Origin of the sequence: Arthrobacter sp. UYEF36, from assembly GCF_040547025.1 — a bacterium.
Classification (GTDB): domain Bacteria; phylum Actinomycetota; class Actinomycetes; order Actinomycetales; family Micrococcaceae; genus Arthrobacter.
Map to the genome: position 1 here is coordinate 141,475 of NZ_JBEPOX010000002.1, position 19,356 is coordinate 160,830.

17 protein-coding genes are annotated in these 19,356 nt (G+C 68.0%); 8 read left to right on the forward strand and 9 right to left on the reverse strand.

All coding sequences use genetic code 11. The features are described 5' to 3' along the window. Positions 1-9 precede the first annotated feature (9 nt). The 4 genes from ABIB29_RS04690 to ABIB29_RS04705 all read left to right on the forward strand — a co-directional run bounded on the left by ABIB29_RS04690 (position 10) and on the right by ABIB29_RS04705 (position 2,933). Positions 10-1,236 (forward strand): phosphoglycerate kinase, encoded by a 1,227-nt coding sequence (locus tag ABIB29_RS04690; RefSeq protein ID WP_354170522.1) that lies wholly within the window; start codon positions 10-12, stop codon positions 1,234-1,236. Positions 1,237-1,316: 80 nt separating this feature from the next. Next, complete coding sequence (gene tpiA / locus ABIB29_RS04695) at positions 1,317-2,132, forward strand: triose-phosphate isomerase (protein WP_354170524.1); 816 nt, start codon at positions 1,317-1,319, stop codon at positions 2,130-2,132. A gap of 49 nt (positions 2,133-2,181) precedes the next feature. Further along, complete coding sequence (gene secG, locus ABIB29_RS04700) at positions 2,182-2,436, forward strand: preprotein translocase subunit SecG (protein WP_354170526.1); 255 nt, start codon at positions 2,182-2,184, stop codon at positions 2,434-2,436. 116 nt (positions 2,437-2,552) lie between these two features. Further along, complete coding sequence (locus ABIB29_RS04705) at positions 2,553-2,933, forward strand: RNA polymerase-binding protein RbpA (protein WP_354170528.1); 381 nt, start codon at positions 2,553-2,555, stop codon at positions 2,931-2,933. A 36-nt stretch (positions 2,934-2,969) separates the two neighbouring features. On the opposite strand, the gene pgl is transcribed toward ABIB29_RS04705, so the two are convergent. The 6 genes from pgl to tkt form a co-directional block, all read right to left on the reverse strand. Further along, positions 2,970-3,776 (reverse strand): 6-phosphogluconolactonase, encoded by an 807-nt coding sequence (gene pgl / locus ABIB29_RS04710; RefSeq protein ID WP_354170530.1) that lies wholly within the window; start codon positions 3,774-3,776, stop codon positions 2,970-2,972. Next, positions 3,766-4,707, reverse strand: a complete 942-nt coding sequence (locus tag ABIB29_RS04715) for a glucose-6-phosphate dehydrogenase assembly protein OpcA (RefSeq protein ID WP_354170532.1) — start codon at positions 4,705-4,707, stop codon at positions 3,766-3,768. Before ABIB29_RS04715 ends, pgl begins: the two co-directional genes overlap by 11 nt. Beyond that, positions 4,704-6,278, reverse strand: coding sequence for a glucose-6-phosphate dehydrogenase (gene zwf / locus ABIB29_RS04720; RefSeq protein ID WP_354170534.1), 1,575 nt, complete (start codon positions 6,276-6,278; stop codon positions 4,704-4,706). The genes ABIB29_RS04715 and zwf overlap by 4 nt, the downstream gene beginning before the upstream one ends. A 15-nt stretch (positions 6,279-6,293) precedes the next feature. Beyond that, positions 6,294-7,928 carry a glucose-6-phosphate isomerase gene (locus tag ABIB29_RS04725; protein ID WP_354170536.1) on the reverse strand — a complete coding sequence of 545 codons (1,635 nt, stop codon included), beginning with the start codon at positions 7,926-7,928 and terminating at the stop codon, positions 6,294-6,296. Between the two features lie 4 nt (positions 7,929-7,932). Next, the gene (gene tal, locus ABIB29_RS04730; protein ID WP_354170538.1) at positions 7,933-9,051 is read right to left on the reverse strand and encodes a transaldolase; all 1,119 of its coding nucleotides are present in this window, start codon (positions 9,049-9,051) and stop codon (positions 7,933-7,935) included. Between the two features lie 68 nt (positions 9,052-9,119). Continuing rightward, positions 9,120-11,237, reverse strand: coding sequence for a transketolase (gene tkt, locus ABIB29_RS04735; protein WP_354171077.1), 2,118 nt, complete (start codon positions 11,235-11,237; stop codon positions 9,120-9,122). A gap of 519 nt (positions 11,238-11,756) precedes the next feature. Between tkt and ABIB29_RS04740 the strand changes: the two genes are divergently transcribed. Then, positions 11,757-12,719: a heme o synthase gene (locus tag ABIB29_RS04740; RefSeq protein ID WP_354170540.1), complete on the forward strand. Its 963-nt coding sequence runs from the start codon at positions 11,757-11,759 to the stop codon at positions 12,717-12,719. Positions 12,720-12,819: 100 nt separating this feature from the next. Here the strand turns inward: ABIB29_RS04740 and ABIB29_RS04745 are convergent, their stop codons facing one another. The 3 genes from ABIB29_RS04745 to ABIB29_RS04755 are packed head-to-tail and all read right to left on the reverse strand — an operon-like array spanning position 12,820 to position 15,546. Continuing rightward, positions 12,820-13,764, reverse strand: a complete 945-nt coding sequence (locus tag ABIB29_RS04745; protein ID WP_354170541.1) for a COX15/CtaA family protein — start codon at positions 13,762-13,764, stop codon at positions 12,820-12,822. Positions 13,765-13,771: 7 nt separating this feature from the next. Continuing rightward, positions 13,772-14,581: an ABC transporter permease gene (locus tag ABIB29_RS04750; protein WP_354170543.1), complete on the reverse strand. Its 810-nt coding sequence runs from the start codon at positions 14,579-14,581 to the stop codon at positions 13,772-13,774. Next, the gene (locus ABIB29_RS04755) at positions 14,578-15,546 is read right to left on the reverse strand and encodes an ABC transporter ATP-binding protein (RefSeq protein WP_354170545.1); all 969 of its coding nucleotides are present in this window, start codon (positions 15,544-15,546) and stop codon (positions 14,578-14,580) included. The genes ABIB29_RS04750 and ABIB29_RS04755 overlap by 4 nt, the downstream gene beginning before the upstream one ends. Positions 15,547-15,693: 147 nt before the next feature. Between ABIB29_RS04755 and ABIB29_RS04760 the strand changes: the two genes are divergently transcribed. The 3 genes from ABIB29_RS04760 to sufD are packed head-to-tail and all read left to right on the forward strand — an operon-like array spanning position 15,694 to position 19,330. Next, a complete protein-coding gene (locus ABIB29_RS04760; RefSeq protein WP_502915551.1) occupies positions 15,694-16,581 on the forward strand; it encodes a helix-turn-helix transcriptional regulator in 888 nt (295 codons plus the stop codon). Continuing rightward, entirely contained in the window at positions 16,581-18,044 is a 1,464-nt protein-coding gene (sufB, locus tag ABIB29_RS04765; protein ID WP_282379218.1) for a Fe-S cluster assembly protein SufB, read from the forward strand. Before ABIB29_RS04760 ends, sufB begins: the two co-directional genes overlap by 1 nt. Continuing rightward, positions 18,044-19,330 carry a Fe-S cluster assembly protein SufD gene (gene sufD, locus ABIB29_RS04770; protein ID WP_354170549.1) on the forward strand — a complete coding sequence of 429 codons (1,287 nt, stop codon included), beginning with the start codon at positions 18,044-18,046 and terminating at the stop codon, positions 19,328-19,330. The genes sufB and sufD overlap by 1 nt, the downstream gene beginning before the upstream one ends. Positions 19,331-19,356: the final 26 nt, after the last annotated feature.

Sequence of the window (19,356 nt, forward strand, 5' to 3'; positions counted from 1 at the left end):
GTAAGACTCATGACATTCCACACCCTCAACGAACTGATCGCTGATGGTGTCCGCGGGCGGTACGTTCTGGTCAGAAGTGACCTGAACGTGCCGCTCGACGGCTCTACAGTGACTGACGACGGCCGCATCAAGGCCTCCCTGCCAGTGCTGGCGAAGCTCACGGACGCCGGTGCCCGCGTGCTGGTCACAGCACACCTTGGCCGCCCCAAGGGCGCGCCCGAGGACAAGTACTCGCTCAAGCCCGCCGCGGCGCGGCTCGCCGAGCTTGCCACCTTCACCGTCTCCCTGGCGGACGACACCGTCGGGGACTCCGCCAAGGCGGCCGCCGCGGCGCTGCAGGACGGTGAAGCCCTCATCCTCGAGAATGTGCGCTTCGACGCCCGCGAGACGTCGAAGGACGACGCCGAGCGCGGCGCCTTCGCGGACGAGCTGGTGTCCCTCACCGGTTCCAACGGCGCGTTCGTGGACGATGCCTTTGGTGCCGTGCACCGCAAGCATGCCAGCGTGTACGACGTCGCCACCCGCCTGCCGTCCTACCAGGGCGACCTGGTCCGCACCGAGGTCGAGGTGCTGCGCAAGCTCACCACCGACACGCAGCGCCCCTACGTCGTTGTGCTGGGCGGTTCCAAGGTCTCGGACAAGCTCGCCGTGATCGAGAACCTCATCGGCAAGGCTGACACCATCATGGTCGGCGGCGGCATGCTGTTCACCTTCCTCGCGGCCGCGGGCCACAAGGTGGCCGGCAGCCTGCTGGAAGAGGACCAGATCCCCGTCGTTCAGGAATACCTCAAGCGCGCCGCGGACGCCGGCACCGAGTTCGTGGTTCCCACCGACGTCGTGGTGGCCAGCAAGTTCGCCGCCGACGCCGAGCACGAGACGGTGCGGGCCGAGGCGATTGAAGGCAGCAGCTTCGGCGCCCAGGGCATCGGCCTGGACATCGGACCGGAATCAGCGGCGGCCTTCGCCGAACGGATCAAGGGCGCCAGGACGGTGTTCTGGAACGGCCCCATGGGCGTGTTCGAGTTCGCGGCCTTCGCCGCGGGAACCCGGGCCATCGCCCAGGCGCTGACCGAGACCGAGGCATTCACCGTGGTCGGAGGCGGCGATTCCGCCGCCGCGGTCCGGACCCTCGGATTCGCGGATGACCAGTTCGGGCACATCTCCACCGGCGGCGGCGCCAGCCTCGAGTACCTTGAAGGCAAGGAACTCCCCGGCCTGAGCGTCCTGGACCGCTAGACCCTCCAGCCGGCAGGGCGCCCATCCCACGACGGGCGCCCTGCCGGCTGTTCCACTGCTACGAACTTTTGGGAGACCACGTGACTACTTCAACCAACGGCACCTTCGACCGCACACCCTTCATCGCGGGCAACTGGAAGATGAACATGGACCACGTCCAGGGCATCACCCTCCTGCAGAAGCTGGCGTGGACCCTGTCCGACGCCAAGCACGACTACAGCCGGGTGGAGGTCTCCGTCTTCCCGCCGTTCACCGATCTCCGCGGCGTCCAGACCCTGGTCCAGGGCGACGAGCTCAAGATCGTCTACGGCGGCCAGGATCTCTCCCCGTTCGACTCCGGCGCCTACACCGGCGACATCTCGGGGCAGTTCCTCGCCAAGCTCGGCTGCGGCTACGTCCTCGTCGGCCACAGCGAACGCCGGACCATCCACCACGAGTCCGACGAGGTGCTGAACGCCAAAACCAAGGCAGCCTTCCGGCACGGCATCACCCCGGTGCTCTGCGTCGGTGAAGGCCTGGAAATCCGGCAGGCGGGAACACACGTCGACCATACGCTCGCGCAGCTCCGCACCGGCGTCGAGGGCCTCACCCCCGAGCAGGCTGCCGAACTCGTCGTCGCCTACGAGCCGGTCTGGGCCATCGGCACCGGTGAAGTTGCCGGGCCGGAGGACGCACAGGAAATGTGCGCCGCCCTCCGCGCCGAGCTCGCCACCCTCTTCGGTGCAGACGTCGCCGCCAAGACCAGGCTCCTCTACGGCGGCTCGGTCAAGGCCAACAACGCCGCCTCGATCCTGAAGGAACGCGACGTGGACGGATTGCTGGTTGGTGGTGCCAGCCTGGACGCCGCCGAGTTTGCTAATATTGTCAGGTTCGAGAGTCACCTGCTGACGGATTAGTCCGGACACAGTCGTGGCCCCCGCAATCCAAATCTTCTGAAAGGCCGTCGTGGACGTTCTTCATGTCATTCTGCAGGTCCTCCTGGGTATCACCAGCCTCCTGCTGACCTTGCTCATCCTGCTCCACAAGGGTCGTGGTGGCGGTCTGTCCGACATGTTCGGCGGCGGCATGAGCTCCGGCCTCAGCTCCTCCGGAGTGGCAGAGCGGAACCTGAACCGCTTCACGGTCATCCTCGGAGTCACGTGGGGCCTCGTGATCATCGGCCTCGGCCTGATCATGCGGTTCAGCGGCGGCGACTCCTAAGTACTTTCCTAAAAACTTCATAAGGGGTCCTTGTGGCCCTCCCGGCATCGGGAACTCCGAACTACACTTTGGCTGACTGCACGCGCTTTCCGTCCCCAAGTAGCCAGGAGTTCCCGATGCTGCATTCCGCCTCCGGATTCCGGGGTATCCGCGTAGGAGCCACCGAAGGGGCCTCGCCCCGCCACGAACCGCTCGACGGCGCCGCCGCCCGGACACCCCGCATCCGCGTCACCTACCGGTGCGCCAAAGGGCACGAGAGTCCGCTGGTTTTCGCCCAGCTGCCCGAGGAGCAGATCCCCGGCGTCTGGGACTGCCGCCGCTGCGGCGGAACAGCCACCCGGGATGAGGCGCAGTTTGCGCTCGAGGAAGTTCCGGTGGAAGGCTTCAAGAGCCACCTGGAATACGTTAAAGAGCGGCGCTCCAGCCAGGACGCCGAGGACGTGCTGGCCGGAGCGCTTGAGAGACTGCGCGCCAGCCGGGCCCTCCCGGAGGGGTAGCGCAGCGGGATAGCGCCCCGGAGCAGCCCTGCCGGTCTAGCCCTTACGGACCAGTTGTTGCGGAACCCGGGCAGCCGCGTTTTCGTCGATGAGCCAGAGGGTCTCGCTCCGGCCGCGCGGGCCGGCCGCCGGCACCTGAACAGGGTTAGCGCCAGCCAGGGCCAGCCCCACGGCCCCGGCCTTGTCCTCGCCAGCGACGACCATCCAGATTTCCGATGCCGTGTTAACGGCGGGCAGCGTTAGGGAAACCCGCAGCGGCGGCGGCTTGGGGGAGTTGCGGACCCCCACTACGGTAAGTTCCTTCTCCCGGATGCCCGCCTGCTCCGGGAACAGCGACGCGACGTGCGCGTCCGGCCCCACCCCGAGGAGGACGATGTCGAACCGGGGGAGCGCTGACGGGTGCTCGGGCCGGTCATCGGACATGTCCGCGGCGTGTTCGGCCGCTGCCGCCTCGCTGAGCCGGCGGGCGTAGTCCGCGGCCGCCTCCTCGGGTGTGTCGAAGTCGCCGGTGGAGGCGGGCACGTGGATCCGCGCCGGATCCGCATCGATGCGTGAGAGCAGCGCTTCGTGGGCCTGCACGGCGTTCCGTTCGGGATCGTCGGCTGCTACGAAGCGCTCATCGCCCCACCAGAAATTGACCTTGGACCAGTCGACGGCGGGAGACGCCGGCGACTCGGCTACGGCCTTGAGCGAACCGATGCCCATCGACCCGCCGGTAAGTACCACCGTCGCCTCGCCGTGTTTGTCCTGGATGTCCACCAGCTTGGTGATCAGGCGGGCCGCGATGGCTGCCATCAGGACGGACGAGTCGGGATGGATGCTTACTCTGGGGTCAGCGCTCACTGGGACGGACACTCCTTAGATTGGTACGTGGCAGTCCAATAGTAATCACTTCGCCGAACACTTCGTCCGGATCGAGGCGGCGCAGTTCCTCGGCCAGGCAGTCCTTGAGGCTGCGGCGCGGCAGCGAGATGCGCTGCACCGGCTGCCCGGGCTGGCTCAGTTCCGCTACGGTGAGGCCCGGCCGGAACAGCTGCACGTCGCCTGCGGTACGGGTGAGCCGCACACGCCGGATCCCCGTCCCGGCGGGGTCCGCGACGATCGTGACCGGCGCGTCCAGGGCCAGCGTGAGCCAGGCAGCCAGCAGGATCGTGCTGGGGGAGTCGGAAGCGCCTTCGACGGCGACCGCCGTCACCGGGGAGCCGTCCACCTGGTCCAGGACCGCGGCGAGCTGGATCCGCCAGTTGGTCAGTCGCGTCCAGGCCAAATCCGTGTCGCCGGCCTTGTAGGTGCGGCGGATGTTCTCCAGGGCGCGCTGCGGATCGTTCTCGTTGGCCGAGTCCGTGATCCGGCGGTGCGCGATCCGGCCGATGGAAGTCTCGCAGGCGTTCTTCGGCGCGCCGTGCGGCCACCAGGCCACGATCGGCGCATCGGGCAGCAGCAGGGCCGCGACGAGGGATTCGCTTTCCTCCGCGAGCTCGCCGTAGCCGCGGAGCAGGATGACCTCGGAGGCTCCGGCGTCGCCGCCCACCCGGATCTGCGCATCAAGCCTGGTCGGGGCCTTGGCGCCGGCGTCGGCGAGGACGATGATCCGGCAGGGGTGTTCCCGGCTGGCGTCGTTGGCGGCCTCGATGGCCTCCTCTTCCAGCCCGGACTTGGTGACGATCACGAGGGTCAGCACCCGGCCCAGGGCGATCACGCCGCCCTGCTCGCGCAGCGCCATGATCTTCTTGGAAATCTTGGAGGTGGTGGTGTCGGGAAGATCTACGATCATGGCCTTCTCCAGGTTCGTCCGTCACGGGCAAGGAGCTCGTCGGCGGAGGGAGGTCCCCAGCTTCCGGGGGCGTAGGGCTCGGGCTGCTCGTCCAGGGACGCCCAGTAGTCCTCGAACGGGTCGAGGATCTTCCAGGACAGTTCGACTTCCGCGTGGCGCGGGAACAGCGGCGGCTCGCCGAGCAGCACATCGAGGATAAGACGTTCGTAGGCCTCCGGGCTGGACTCCGTGAAGGAGTGGCCGTAGCCGAAGTCCATGGTGACGTCACGGACTTCCATCTGCGTGCCCGGGACCTTGGACCCGAAGCGGATGGTGGCACCCTCGTCGGGCTGGACCCGGATCACCACGGCGTTCTGGCCGAAGTCATCCTCGCCGTGGTCGGTGAAGAGCAGGTTCGGGGCGCGCTTGAGCACCACGGCGATCTCGGTCACCCGGCGGCCCAGCCGCTTGCCGGCGCGCAGGTAGAACGGCACTCCGGACCAGCGGCGGGTGTTGATGTCGACCCGGATCGCGGCGAACGTCTCCGTAGTGGAGTCGGCGGGGATGCCGTCCTCCTCGAGGTAACCGACCACCTTTTCCCCGCCCTGCCAGCCGCCGGTGAACTGCCCGCGTGCCGAGTGGGTGGAGAGGTCCTCGGGGAGCCGCACGGCGGCGAGGACCTTTTCCTTCTCGGCGCGAAGGTCGTCGGCGTTGAAGGAAATCGGTTCTTCCATCGCGGTCAGCGCCAGAAGCTGGAGCAGGTGGTTCTGGATGACGTCGCGGGCCGCGCCGACGCCGTCGTAGTAGCCCGCCCGGCCACCGGTGCCGATGTCCTCGGCCATGGTGATCTGGACGTGGTCCACATAGTTCGCGTTCCACAGCGGCTCGAAAAGCTGGTTGGCGAAGCGCAGCGCCAGGATGTTCTGCACCGTCTCCTTGCCCAGGTAGTGGTCGATCCGGAAGACCGCATCCTGCGGGAACACGGACTCGACAATGTCGTTGAGCTGCCGGGCCGACTCCAGGTCGTGGCCGAACGGCTTCTCGATCACGACGCGCCGCCACTTGTCACCCTCAGCCTGGGCCAGGCCGTGCTTGGACAGCTGCCGGCAGACCAGCTCGAAGGCGTTCGGCGGGATGGAGAGGTAGAACGCGTGGTTGCCCCGCGTTCCCCGCTGCTCATCGAGTTCATCAATGGTTTCGCTGAGCCGCTTGAAGGCATCGTCGTCGTCGAACTCGCCCTGCACGAAGCGGATGCCCTCGGAGAGCTGCGTCCACACCGTTTCATCGAACGGGGTGCGGGCGTAGGCCTTTACGGCTTCCTTCACCTCGGCGGCGAAGTCCTCGTTTTCCCAGTTCCGCCGCGCGAAGCCCACCAGGGCGAAGCTCGGCGGAAGCAGTCCGCGGTTGGCCAGGTCGTAGACGGCCGGCATGAGTTTCTTGCGTGCGAGGTCCCCCGTGACCCCGAACAGGACCAGCGACGACGGTCCGGCAATACGGTTCAGGCGGCGGTCCCGCGGGTCCCGGAGCGGGTTGCGGACGGACCGCCCCGAACGCGTCGCGGAACTACGGCCGCCATTGTGTTTGTCTGGCATGGTTGCGTGGGTGCCTTAGCTTTCGGTGGAGGGGACTGCCCGGCCGGCCAGCGTGGAGACAATCTCCTGCAGCTGGCGGACGCCGGCGGCGCGGTCCGTGAGGTGCAGTCGGAGGACCGGGCGGCCGTGTTCGGACAGTACCTGCGCGTCGCCGGCGGCCTGCGCGGAGATCAGCTCGCCGAAGGTGAAGGGACGGTCCGGGATGGCCAGGTCGGTGGCGGAGGCGGCCGTCACCTGCAGGAAGACGCCGATCGCGGGTCCGCCCTTGTGGAACTGCCCGGTGGAGTGCAGGAACCGCGGACCCCAGCCGAAGGTTACGGGGCGGCCGCTGACGGATGCCAGCTGGTCCCGGACCCCCTCGAGGGGGGCGTAGGCGAGCCGGTCGAAGTAGGCCTGGACGCTCAGGTAGCTGTCCGGGCCGAGCTCGCCGAGCAGGGCACTGACGGCCTCTGCGGCCGTGCTTGCGGCGCCGAGCCAGTCCCCGCCGCGGACCTCGATGGCGCCGTCGGTGAAGGCAGCCGGCGCCGGTTCCGGCTGTGCGTCCAGCAGCCCGCGGGCAGCGACCTTGGCGGCCTCCACGTCCGGCTGGTCATAGGGGTTGATGCCGAGCAGCCGCCCGGCGACCGCGGTAGCGAACTCCCACGTCATCATCTGGGTGGGCAGGCCGCCGGCGATCGCGACCTCATTCCCGCCGAGTTCGACGTCGGCGTCCGCCGCGACGAGGCGGACCACCAGGACATCGGGGGCCCCGAGGGTGGCCTCCGGGGAGGACGGCCCGGCGACGACCGGCAGCACGCCGGTGCCGAGCTTGCCGGTGGATTCGGCGATGAGCTGTTCGGCCCAGTCCGCGAAGCCCTTGATCCCGGAGCCGTCCTCGGCGATGACGATTTTGTCGCGCAGCGGGTTGGTGCCGCCCAGCGCCGCACCGAGGGCGAGCCCGATGTTCTCCTCGCCGTCCTCGTTGAGGACCTCGGCGGCTTCCTCCGCCTCGTCCAGGAAGGCCTGGATGTCCACGCCCGCCAGCCCGCACGGCACCATCCCGAACGCGGTGAGCGCCGAGAAGCGGCCGCCGACGGTGGGGTCCGCGTTGAAGACGGCGCGGTAGCCGGCCTCGCGGGAAGCCTTGTCCAGCGGCGAGCCCGGATCGGTGACGATGATGATCCGGCTCTTCGCGTCGAGTCCGGCCTCGGTGAAGGCGTGCTCGAAGATCCGGCGCTGGGAATCCGTCTCCAGGGTGGAGCCGGACTTGGAGGACACCACAATCGCGGTTTCGGCCAGCCGGTCCGCAAGTGCGGCGGCGACCTGTTCCGGATCGGTGCTGTCCAGCACGGTCAGCTCGACGCCGGCGGTTCCGGCGATGACCTCGGGGGCCAGCGAGGAGCCGCCCATGCCGCAGAGGACAATCCGGCTGACACCCTCGGCACGCAGGGCGTCACGGAGGGCCAGGATGTCCGCCACCAGCGCCTGGGAGACGGTGGCCGCCTCCACCCAGCCGAGCCGGACGGACGCTTCGGCCTCGGCGTCGGGACCCCACAGGGTGGGGTCCTTGGCGAAGATCCGGGTGGCGACTTTGTCTTCCAGCAGGGCGGGCAGGTGCTGTTCGTGGGCCAGGCGGGCGGCGCCCGTGGCGTCGTAGCTGAGAGTGGTCATGGGACTACGCGTCCTTCCGTGCAGCGGCGAGGGCGCCCTCGACGTCGGCCAGCAGTTCCTTCCAGCTGGCCACGAACTTGTCGAGGCCTTCGGACTCGAGCACGGCGACGACCTCGTTGTAGGAGATCCCGAGGGCGTCGAGGGCGTTCAGGGTGGCGTTGGCGTCGTCGTAGCCGCGGCTGATCGTGTTGCCCGTGACCGTGCCGTGGTCGAATGTGGCGTCGAGGGTCTTTTCCGGCATGGTGTTCACGACGCCGGGTGCGACGAGTTCGGTGACGTAGAGGGTGTCCGGGTAGGCCGGGTCCTTGACGCCGGTGGAGGCCCACAGCGGGCGCTGCGGGCGGGCTCCGGCGTCGGCCAGGACGGCCCAGCGTTCGGTGGAGAAGAGCTCCTCATGGACCTGGTAGGCGAGGCGGGCGTTCGCCAGGCCGGCCTTGCCCTTGAGGGCGCGGGCCTCGTCGGTGCCGATCGCGTCGAGGCGCTTGTCGATTTCGGAGTCGACGCGGGAGACGAAGAAGGACGCCACGGAGTGGATCCTGGCGAGGTCGTGGCCGTTGTCCTTGGCCTGCTCCAGGCCGGACTGGAAGGCGTTGATGACGGCGCGGTAGCGTTCCAGCGAGAAGATCAGCGTGACGTTGACGCTGATGCCGGCGGCCAGGGTGGCGGTGATGGCTTCGAGGCCTTCGAGGGTCGCGGGGATCTTGATCAGGACGTTGTCCTTGTTGACCTGGGCTTGGAGTTCCTTGGCCTCGGTGATCGTGCCGGCGGTGTCCCAGGCCAGACGCGGGTCAACCTCGATCGAGACGCGGCCGTCGACGCCCTTGGTGGCCGCGGCCACCGGGGCGAAGAGGTCGCAGGCGTCGGCGACGTCGGACGTGGTGATCGCGAAGACGGTCTCCTCGACGCTGGCGCCGGAGGCGGCCTTGGCGGCGATGATGTCGTCGTAATCGTGGCCGGTGGTGATGGCCGCGTGGAAGATCGACGGGTTCGTGGTGACACCGACGACGTTCTTCTCTTCGATGAGCTTGCGCAGCGTGCCGGTGGCGAGGCGGCCGCGGGAGAGGTCATCGAGCCAGATGGAGACGCCGGCGTCGGAGAGCTGCTGGGTGGGGGTGGTGTTCATGTGTAACTCCTGAAGTCTGGGGCCGCCGCCGTCAGTGGGCGGCGGCCCGGAAAGCGTGAAGTTGTGGATCAGGCCGGAAGGCCCGCGAGGGATTCCTTGGCTGCGGCGGCAACGGCCTCCGCGGTGATGCCGAATTCCTGGAACAGGCGCTTGTAGTCCGCCGAGGCACCAAAGTGCTCGAGGCTGATGGAACGGCCGGCGTCGCCGACGAATTCCTTCCAGCCCAGGGCGAGCCCGGCTTCGACGGAGACCCGTGCCTTGACTGCAGCCGGGAGCACCGCTTCGCGGTAGGCGGCGTCCTGCTTGTTGAACCACTCCACGCACGGCATCGACACCACGCGGGTGGGGATGCCTTCGGCCTGGAGCGCTGCACGGGCGTCCACGGCCAGCTGGACCTCCGAGCCGGTGCCGATCAGGATGACCTGCGCCTCGGCGGTCCGGCCGTCGGCGGATGCTTCCGCGAGGACGTAGCCGCCCTTGGCGACGCCGGCGGTGGAACCGAAGGTGTCACCGTCGGCGTCGGACGTTCCGCGGGCGTAGGTGGGAATGTTCTGGCGGGTCAGCACGATGCCGGCCGGGTTCTCGTGGTTCTCGAGCATCACCTTCCAGGCGGCCGCGACCTCGTTCGCGTCGCCCGGGCGGACGACGTCCAGGCCCGGGATCGCCCGGAGCGAGGCGAGCTGCTCCACCGGCTGGTGAGTGGGGCCGTCCTCGCCCAGGCCGATCGAGTCGTGCGTCCAGACGTACAGCGACGGGACGCCCATGAGGGCACCGAGCCGGATCGCCGGGCGCTGGTAGTCGCTGAAGATCAGGAACGTGCCGGAGAACGCGCGGGTGCGGCCGTGCAGGGCGATGCCGTTCACGATCGACGCGGCGGCGTGCTCGCGGATGCCGAAGTGCAGCACCCGGCCGTACGGGTTGCCCTTCCAGGCCTCTGTGGAGCGTGAGACCGGGATGAACGACGGCGAACCCTCGATCGTGGTGTTGTTCGACTCGGCAAGGTCGGCGGAACCGCCCCACAGCTCCGGCATGACCGGGCCGACCGCGTTCAGGACCTTGCCGGACGCGGCGCGGGTCGAGACGTCCTTGCCGGCTTCGAAGACCGGGAGCGCGGAGTCGATCCCGGCCGGGAGCTTCCGGGCTTCGATACGTTCGAGCAGGGCCGCGCCCTCGGGGTTGGCGGACTGCCAGGCCTCGAAGGTGTCCTGCCATGCGCTGCGGGCCGCGGCGCCGCGGTCGACGACGGCGCGGGCGTGGGCCAGGACGTCGTCGTCGACCTGGAAGGTGCGCTCCGGGTCGAAGCCGAGGACGTTCTTCAGGGCGGCGACCTCCTCGGCGCCGAGGGCGGAGCCGTGGATCTTGCCGGTGTTCTGCTTCTTCGGGGCCGGGTAGCCGATGATGGTGCGCAGCGAGATGATGGACGGCTTGTCCGTCTCGGCCTTCGCGGCGAGGAGGGCGGCGTACAGTTCCTGCACGTCCTCCTTGTAGTCACCGGTCCGGGTCCAGTCCACGCGCTGGGTGTGCCAGCCGTAGGCTTCGTAGCGCTTCAGGACGTCCTCGGTGAACGCAACGTCGGTGTCGTCCTCGATCGAGATGTGGTTCTCGTCGTAGACCACCACGAGGTTGCCGAGCTCCTGGTGGCCGGCGAGCGAGGACGCCTCGGAGGTGACGCCTTCCTGCAGGTCGCCGTCGGAGGCGATGACCCAGATGGTGTGGTCGAACGGGCTGGTGCCCGGCGCGGCGTCGGCGTCGAACAGTCCGCGCATCCGGCGCTGGGAGTAAGCGAAGCCGACGGCGGAGGCGAGGCCCTGGCCCAGCGGGCCGGTGGTGATCTCCACGCCGGCGGTGTGCTTGTATTCCGGGTGTCCGGGGGTCAGCGAACCCCAGGTGCGCAGCGACTCAAGATCCTTCCGTTCCAGGCCGTAGCCGGAGAGGAACAGCTGGATGTACAGCGTCAGGGAGGTGTGGCCGGGGGAGAGGACAAAACGGTCGCGTCCCAGCCAGTCCGGGTTCTTCGGGTCGTGCCGCATCAGCTTCTGGAAGAGAAGATACGCGGCCGGAGCCAGGCTCATCGCGGTGCCCGGGTGGCCATTGCCGACCTTCTCCACCGCGTCGGCGGCGAGGACACGGATGGTGTCCACGGCGCGCTGGTCCAAGTCGGTCCATGACAGTTCTTGCTCTTCCAAATGTGGCACGAAAACCGGGCCCCTCTCTGTGCTGATGGCGGGTGGTATGGTCAGTCCCGTCCGGGGCACAGCTCGGTGCCCGCTGCGGTACGTACCAGCCGTTCACCATCGAAACGTTGATCTATCATTCAGCCGCAGAAGCCGGCAGCTGCCTGCAGAAACTGCAGGCAGACGCTTCCGGCAAGAGGACAGGCCTATTTGCCGTTCCTGTGCGCGCTGATCTGCAGACAGCTTAGCCCTAATCGACTTGGCGGGTGCGGTATATCTCACCAAATGGACCGGATTTGTCGCTTATATGAATCACCGGGGTCCGCGGCGGCTGTGAGCCCGCGTTAATCTGTTCGAAGCACGGAGTCTCCGCGGCAGCTTTCCGAAGGACCCGCCGCGCTGTGCCTGCACGGTATGATGGTTCGTGGCTACCAACGGGGGCGAGGACACGCCTGTGCGCTGCGCGTGGACCCCTTCGATATGCAACCCGCGTTGCGGAACCAGCCGGACTGAACAGCCAGACAGAACAGAGTGACTGCCACCGTGAGCACAACAGATACGCCACTGAACGCCTCTCCCATCCGTGGAAGAATCGGCTTCGCCCGCAAGGCCAAGGCCTACCTGGCGCTCACGAAACCCCGCGTCATCGAGCTCCTGCTGGTCAGCACCCTGCCCACCATGATCTATGCCGAGCGCGGCTTCCCGTCGATCGGCCTGATCGTGGCAACCCTGGTGGGCGGGGCCTTTGCCGCCGGCAGCGCCGGCGCCTTCAACTGCTACCTCGACCGCGACATCGACAAGCTGATGCACCGCACCGAGAACCGCCCGCTCGTCACGGGCGAGGTGACCCCGCGCGAGGCACTGGTCTTCTCCTGGCTCCTCGGCGCGGCCGCGATGGCGATCCTCTGGTTCGGCGCCAACCCGCTCGCCGCCTGGCTCGGACTGGGAGCAATCGTCTTCTACGTGGTCATCTACACGATGATCCTCAAGCGCCGCACGGCCCAGAACATCGTCTGGGGCGGGGCGGCCGGCTGCTTCCCGGTGCTCATTGCCTGGGCCGCCGTGACCAACACCGTCGAGTGGCCCGCCGTTGTGCTCTTTATGGTCATCTTCCTGTGGACCCCGCCGCACTACTGGCCGCTGTCCATGCGCTACGGCGAGGACTACCGCAATGCCAACGTGCCGATGCTCGGTGCGATCGCCGGGGCCAAGGTGGTCTCGGTCCAGGTGGTCCTGTACGCGTGGGCCATGGTGGCCTGCTCGCTGCTGCTGGTCCCGGTCGGCAACGCCGGCTGGGTCTACACCGTCACCGCGGTACTCGCCGGTGCCTGGTTCCTCTACGAATCGCACGCCTTGTACAACCGGGCGCAGGCCGGCGACGTCTCCAACAAGGGCGCCATGAAGGTCTTCCACGGCTCGATCAGCTACCTGACCCTGCTTTTCATCGCCCTCGCCGTGGACCCGTTCGTCGGCTCCCCGATTATGGGCGGCTAGCCGCTAACCCCCTGCGCAACAACAACGCGGGGTCACTTTCCGCCCACTCCGGGCGTCCGGATGGGCGGAAAGTGACCCCGCGTTGTTTTGTGTGTGCGGCTTACTTGACCGGGCTGCTGCCGGCCAGGTCGGCGGCGTTGGTGGCCGCGCTCATCAGCAGGGCGGCCCCGAGCATGTGCGCCGCGACCAGGAGCGCCGGGATGCCGTTGTAGTACTGCGTGAAGCCGATGACGGCCTGCAGCACGGTGACGCCCAGGAGCATCACGACGGCGGTGCGGAACGGGCCGGGGATCCGGTCCCGGATGACCAGGTAAAGCGCGACCAGCGCCCCGGCGGTCACCAGGTACGCGGGCACGGCGTGGATGTGCGAGAACAGGTCCCAGTCCAGGTTGTTGCGCGGCGCATCGGCATCGCCCGCGTGCGGGCCTGCGCCCGTGACCACAACGCCCAGGCAGACGGCAAGGGCGGAGAACAGCGCGACGGCGCCCATCAGCGGGCGCGCGACGCCCGGCAGGGCCGCCAGTTCAGCCACCCGGAAGCGCCCCGTCCGCCCGTAGGCACGGTTGACCAGCAGGGTGGCCACCACCACAAGCGCCATTGAGACCAGGAAGTGCAGGCCGACCACCCAGGGGTTCAGCTGGGTCAGCACGGTGATGCCGCCGATGACGGCCTGCGCCGGGATGCTGGCGAGCAGGCCGAGGGCCAGCCGGAACAGGTCGCGGCGTTCCTTGCGGAGATTCCACAGGTACACCAGCATGGCGACGGCGACGGCGGCCAGCGCGAACGTCAGGAGGCGGTTGCCGAACTCAATGATGCCGTGGATCCCCATTTCCGGGGTGTTCACGAGCGAGGAGTCCGTGCAGCGCGGCCAGGTAGGGCAGCCCAGGCCGGACGAGGTGAGGCGGACCGCGCCGCCGGTCACGATCAGGATTGTCTGGCCGATCAGGGAGAGCACCGCCAGCCGCTTCACCGTCTTGTTGACGGTGACGGGCAGCCAGGCGATGTTCCGGGAAACGGTCCGGGGAGGGCGGGAGGCCGTGCTCACAGTTTTCTCAATTCCATTTGAACCAACGGGTAGCTGCGCCGCCGGCGATTGCCGTCCAGAGCAGCAGGACAAGTACCGGGACAGGGCTGACATTGCCGGAGAGGAAAGCTTCCCGCATTCCCTGTCCCAGGGCACCGGACGGGAGGAACTGCACGATTGACTGCAGCAGGGCGGGCAGCCGTTCGGCCGGGATCACGATCCCGCCGAGGGCACCCAGCAGGATCCAGAGCAGGTTGGTGATCGCGAGCGTCGCCTCCGGCCGGACAGTCCCCGCGACCAGCAGGCCCAGCGCGGTAAAAGCCGCCGCGCCGAGCACCAGCAGGACCAGACCCGGGGCCCAGCCCAGCGGATCCGGCTGCCAGCCCAGCAATAGGGCTGCGGCCGTGACCACCAGCACCTGCAGTGCGAGGACCGCGAGGACCGCGAGGACCTTACCGGCGATCAGCCCGGTACGCCCCAGGGGAGTGGTGGACAGGAAACGCAGGACCCCATAGCGGCGGTCGAAACCGGTGGAGATGCCCTGGCCGGTGAATGCGGTGGACATGGCACACAGCGCCAGGATCCCGGGCACGGCAACGTTGATCCGGCTCGCACCGAACCCGTCCAGCAGGGGCGTGACGGTCAGGCCCACCATGGCCAGCAGCGGCAGTACGACCGCCAGGATCAGCTGCTCGCCGTTCCGGAGCATGGTGACCGTTTCGTACTTGCCCTGCAGCACGATCCGGCGCAGCAGCGGGGCCGGTGCGCTCCCGAGCGGGCGGGCCCGCGCGGCGCTGCCCGGCGGCGCGCTGCCCAGGGCGGCACTGTCGCGGATCATCGGATCTCCCTTCCGGAGATGTCAAGGAAGACGTCCTCAAGGCTGCGGGCTTCAAGGCTCAGCGAGCGGGGCATGATGCCCCGCGCGGCCCACCACGCGGTGATCGCGGCGAGGTCCGCAGCGGTCAGTGCGCCGGTGGCAGCGTAGCTGCCGGCCCGCGCTTCGGTGACGTTGACGCCGTCGGGCAGCACCCCGGTGAAATCCAGACCCGGGTCGGTCTCGAACAGCAGGGTGCGGATGTGCTGCTCCCCGGCCTCGGGCGGCAGGGGGTGCTGCAGGAGTTGCGCGACCGTCCCCTCGGCGACGTTGCGGCCGGCGTCAATGATGTAGACGTAATCGGCGAGCCGCTGGGCGTCGTCCATGAGGTGGGTGGTCAGGACGATTCCCATCCCGCGGTTCCGCAGTTCGGAGATGAGCTCGAAGACAAGCTGGCGCGACTGCGGGTCCAGGCCGGCGCTCGGCTCGTCCAGGAAAAGCACCTCGGGGTTGCCCACGAGCGCTGCCGCCAGCGCGAGCCGCTGCTTCTGCCCGCCGGACAGCCGCCGCACGGAGGTCCGGCTGAAGGAGTCGATGCCCAGGCGCTCGATGAGCTCCCCGACCGGCCACGGGTCCTGGTACATCCCGGCGATATGCCTGAGCAGGGGAACGGGGCGGGCCGACGGCGGCAGCCCGCCGTCCTGCAACATCACGCCGACGCGGGCACGCAGTCCAGCCCCGGCGGTGTCCGGATCCTCGCCCAGGAGGCTGATGCTGCCGTGGGTGCGTTTCTGCAGTCCCTGGGCGCATTCGATGGTGGTGGTTTTGCCCGCGCCGTTGGCTCCCAGCAGGGCCGTGACCTGTCCGCGTTCGGCGATGAGGGAAAGGCCGCTGACCACCCGCAGCATTTTGCCGTCGAGGGTGGGCAGTGGACCAACATCCTTGACTAGCCCGCTGATGGACAGGACGGGGGATTCGGGAGATCGCACCACAGCATTCTACGGGATGTAGTACGTCCGGTTCAGGCCGGCTGCCGGCCCCGGCCGGGGGACAGTGCGCGGCGGCCGCTCCCGCCGGTACCCGAGGGAAGCCATGCCTTACTGGCCGGGAGGAGTAAATTACGACATGATTGTGTTGTGTATTCCATGAGGTCCTCTACGTCTGTCGCGTCCGCCGGCCATACCCGCCCGCGTGCGGTGCCAGCCGCCGCGTCCGTGGCGGCGGGATCTGAGGCCGCGGGATCCCTGGCGGCCCAGCCTGCGGCCGCCTTCCCGGCTGCCGATGCCGAAGAACGCACCCGGGACCGCGTGCTGAACGCAGTGCTGGAACACGGTCCCATCAGCGCCGCTGAACTCGGCGAGCTGCTCGGCTTCACGCCTGCGGCTGTCCGGCGGCATCTGGACCACCTTTCACGCCACGGCGTGATTGAGGTCAAGCGGGCAACCCGCGCCGGCGCCGGGGCAGGACGCCCCGCCCGTCGTTATGTCCTCAGTTCCCAGGGCCAGTCCACGCTCGGCAACGACTACCTGGACATCGCCACCCTGGCCCTGCAGCGCCTCGGCGAGATGGCCGGACCCGACGCCGTGCGGCAGTTCGCCGTCGAACGCTTCGGCGAGATGGAACGCCGCTACGCGCCGGAAGTCGACGCCGCCGGCCCGGACATCACTGCCCGGGCCCAGGCACTGTCCGAGGCGCTGAGCCGCGACGGGTTCGTGGCCTCCACCACGTCGATCGAGGCCAAGGCACCCCTGCCGGCGGCGCTCTCCAGCGTCCAGCTCTGCCAGGGACACTGCCCGATCCAGCAGCTGGCCGCGCAGTTCCCGGTGTTCTGCGACGTGGAGACCGACGTGTTCTCCCGGCTGGTCGGCGTCGACGTCCGCCGGCTCTCCACGCTGGCGCGCGGCGGGCACGTCTGCACCACCCACATACCTACAGGCCGTCCGGCGGCCAGGGGGCTTCGCAGCCCCGCAACCACCCCGGGCAGCCTGGACGAAGTATCCAACCATCTGCAAGAAAGGCCGTGATGACGGACCAACTATCAGAGAAGAAGGTTGCTGAATCCACTGTGATTTCGGAGATTCTGGAAAAGAATCCCGAGCTCCACGGAATCGGAACCTATGAGTACGGCTGGTCCGACAAGAATGACGTCGGAGCCAACGCCCGCCGCGGCATCAACGAGGACGTCGTCCGCGACATTTCGGCCAAGAAGAGTGAGCCGAAGTGGATGCTGGACCTGCGCCTCAAGGGTCTGAAGTACTTCGACCGCAAGCCGATGCCGACCTGGGGCGCAGACCTCTCCGGCATCGACTTCGACAACATCAAGTACTTCGTGCGGTCCACGGAGAAGCAGGCCAACACCTGGGAAGACCTCCCCGAGGACATCCGGAACACCTACGAGAAGCTGGGCATCCCGGAAGCCGAGCGCAGCCGCCTCGTCTCCGGTGTCGCCGCCCAGTACGAGTCCGAGGTCGTCTACCACCAGATCCGCGAGGACCTGGAACAGCAGGGCGTCATCTTCCTGGACACGGACACCGCGCTGCGCGAGCACCCGGAAATCTTCCAGGAGTACTTCGGCACCATCATCCCGGTGGGCGACAACAAGTTCGCTTCGCTGAACACGGCTGTCTGGTCCGGCGGTTCCTTCGTGTACGTCCCCAAGGGCGTCCACGTGGACATCCCCCTGCAGGCCTACTTCCGCATCAACACGGAAAACATGGGCCAGTTCGAACGCACGCTGATCATCGCGGACGAGGACTCCTACGTCCACTACATCGAAGGCTGCACCGCACCGATCTACACTTCGGATTCGCTGCACTCCGCCGTGGTGGAAATCATCGTGAAGAAGGGCGCCCGCGTCCGTTACACGACCATCCAGAACTGGTCCACCAACGTGTACAACCTGGTCACCAAGCGCGCCATCTGCGAAGAGGGCGCCACGATGGAGTGGATCGATGGCAACATCGGCTCCAAGGTCACCATGAAGTACCCGGCCGTCTACCTCGTCGGCGAGGGCGCGAAGGGCGAGACCCTGTCCATCGCGTTCGCGGGCGAAGGCCAGCACCAGGACACCGGCTCCAAGATGGTGCACATCGCGCCGAACACCAAGAGCTCGATCGTCTCCAAGTCCGTGGCCCGCGGCGGCGGCCGCGCCGCCTACCGCGGCCTGGTCCAGGTCCGCGAAGGTGCCAAGCACTCGGCCAACACGGTCCGCTGCGATGCCCTCCTGGTGGATACCATCAGCCGTTCGGACACGTACCCGTACATCGACATCCGTGAGGATGACGTCACGATGGGGCACGAGGCCACGGTCTCGCGGGTCAGCGAGGAGCAGCTGTTCTACCTGATGTCCCGTGGCATGCGCGAGGACGAGGCCATGGCGATGATCGTCCGTGGCTTCATCGAGCCGATTGCCCGTGAGCTGCCGATGGAATACGCCCTCGAGCTGAACCGCCTGATTGAACTGCAGATGGAAGGATCGGTCGGTTAATGACTGACATCACTACTGAAAAGGCCCGCATCGGCGCGCCCTCAGCCCAGCCGTTCATCAACGGCTTCACCGAGGAAGGCGAAAGCCTTTCACCGGTGAACGCCGCGGAGTCCAAGTCCCCGCTCGCCGGCGAAGCCGTCAAGCGCCACTCGCACGGCGGCGGCGCCGGTGTTCCGGACAGCTCACGCGCCGGACGCCTGACCTCCTACAAGCTGGCGGACTTCAAACCGCTGACCGGCATGGAGGAGGACTGGCGCTTCACCCCGCTCAAGCGCCTCCGCGGACTGCACACCGAGGTCCTCAACGGGACCGCGCCGTCCGTGAGCGTCACCGCCCCGGACAGCGTCACTGTGGAGACTGTCGGCCGGAACGACCGCCGGATCGGCTCCGCAGCGATTCCCGAGGACCGCGTCTCCGCGAACGCCTGGGAGAACTTCACCGAAGCCACCGTCATCACGGTTCCGGCCGAGGTCCAGGTCGACGGCGAGGTCAGCGTCCTGCTGACCGGCCAGGGCACCGAGGCCTCCGCCCAGCACGTGGTGATCGTCGCGGAGAAGTTCTCCAAGTCGGTTGTGGTCCTGGACCACCAGGGCACCGCCGTCGTGGCGGAGAACGTCGAAATCCTCGTGGAGGACGGCGCGCAGCTCACCGTCATCTCGCTCCAGGAATGGAACGACGACGCCGTGCACGCCTCCTCCCAGCAGGTCAAGCTTGGCCGCGACGCCAAGTTCAAACACATCGTCGTCAGCCTCGGCGGCGACCTCGTGCGCGTCACCCCGTCGGCGCGCTTCACCGCCCCGGGCGCCGAGGTGGAACTGTTCGGCCTCTACTTCGCCGACGCCGGCCAGCACCTGGAGCAGCGCCTCTTCGTGGACCACGCCGTCGCGAACTGCAAGTCCAACGTCCTGTACAAGGGCGCCCTGCAGGGACGCAACGCGCACACCGTCTGGGTGGGTGACGTCCTGATCCGCAAGGAGGCAGAAGGCACCGACACCTACGAGGCCAACCGCAACCTGGTCCTCACCGACGGCGCCCGCGCCGACTCCGTGCCGAACCTGGAAATCGAGACCGGCCTGATCGCCGGCGCCGGCCACGCCAGCGCCACCGGACGGTTCGACGACCAGCACCTGTTCTACCTGATGGCCCGCGGCATTCCGGAAGAGGTGGCCCGCCGTCTGGTGGTCCGCGGCTTCCTGAACGAGATCATCCAGCAGATCAGAGTGCCCGCCATCGAGGAGCGCCTCACGGACGCCGTCGAGCGCGAACTCGCGGCAACGGACAACTAGTGCGCAGCACTAGGGAACACGGAAAC

What these genes read in the sequence shown, in the direction of transcription:
- sufD (WP_354170549.1), top strand. Translation starts at nt 18,044, where the DNA reads ATGACTGACATCACTACTGAAAAGGCCCGCATCGGCGCGCCCTCAGCC.
- zwf (WP_354170534.1), bottom strand. Translation starts at nt 6,278, where the DNA reads ATGCCAGACAAACACAATGGCGGCCGTAGTTCCGCGACGCGTTCGGGG.
- ABIB29_RS04690 (WP_354170522.1), top strand. Translation starts at nt 10, where the DNA reads ATGACATTCCACACCCTCAACGAACTGATCGCTGATGGTGTCCGCGGG.
- ABIB29_RS04715 (WP_354170532.1), bottom strand. Translation starts at nt 4,707, where the DNA reads ATGATCGTAGATCTTCCCGACACCACCACCTCCAAGATTTCCAAGAAG.
- sufB (WP_282379218.1), top strand. Translation starts at nt 16,581, where the DNA reads ATGACGGACCAACTATCAGAGAAGAAGGTTGCTGAATCCACTGTGATT.
- ABIB29_RS04725 (WP_354170536.1), bottom strand. Translation starts at nt 7,928, where the DNA reads ATGACCACTCTCAGCTACGACGCCACGGGCGCCGCCCGCCTGGCCCAC.
- ABIB29_RS04705 (WP_354170528.1), top strand. Translation starts at nt 2,553, where the DNA reads ATGCTGCATTCCGCCTCCGGATTCCGGGGTATCCGCGTAGGAGCCACC.
- ABIB29_RS04750 (WP_354170543.1), bottom strand. Translation starts at nt 14,581, where the DNA reads ATGATCCGCGACAGTGCCGCCCTGGGCAGCGCGCCGCCGGGCAGCGCC.
- tal (WP_354170538.1), bottom strand. Translation starts at nt 9,051, where the DNA reads ATGAACACCACCCCCACCCAGCAGCTCTCCGACGCCGGCGTCTCCATC.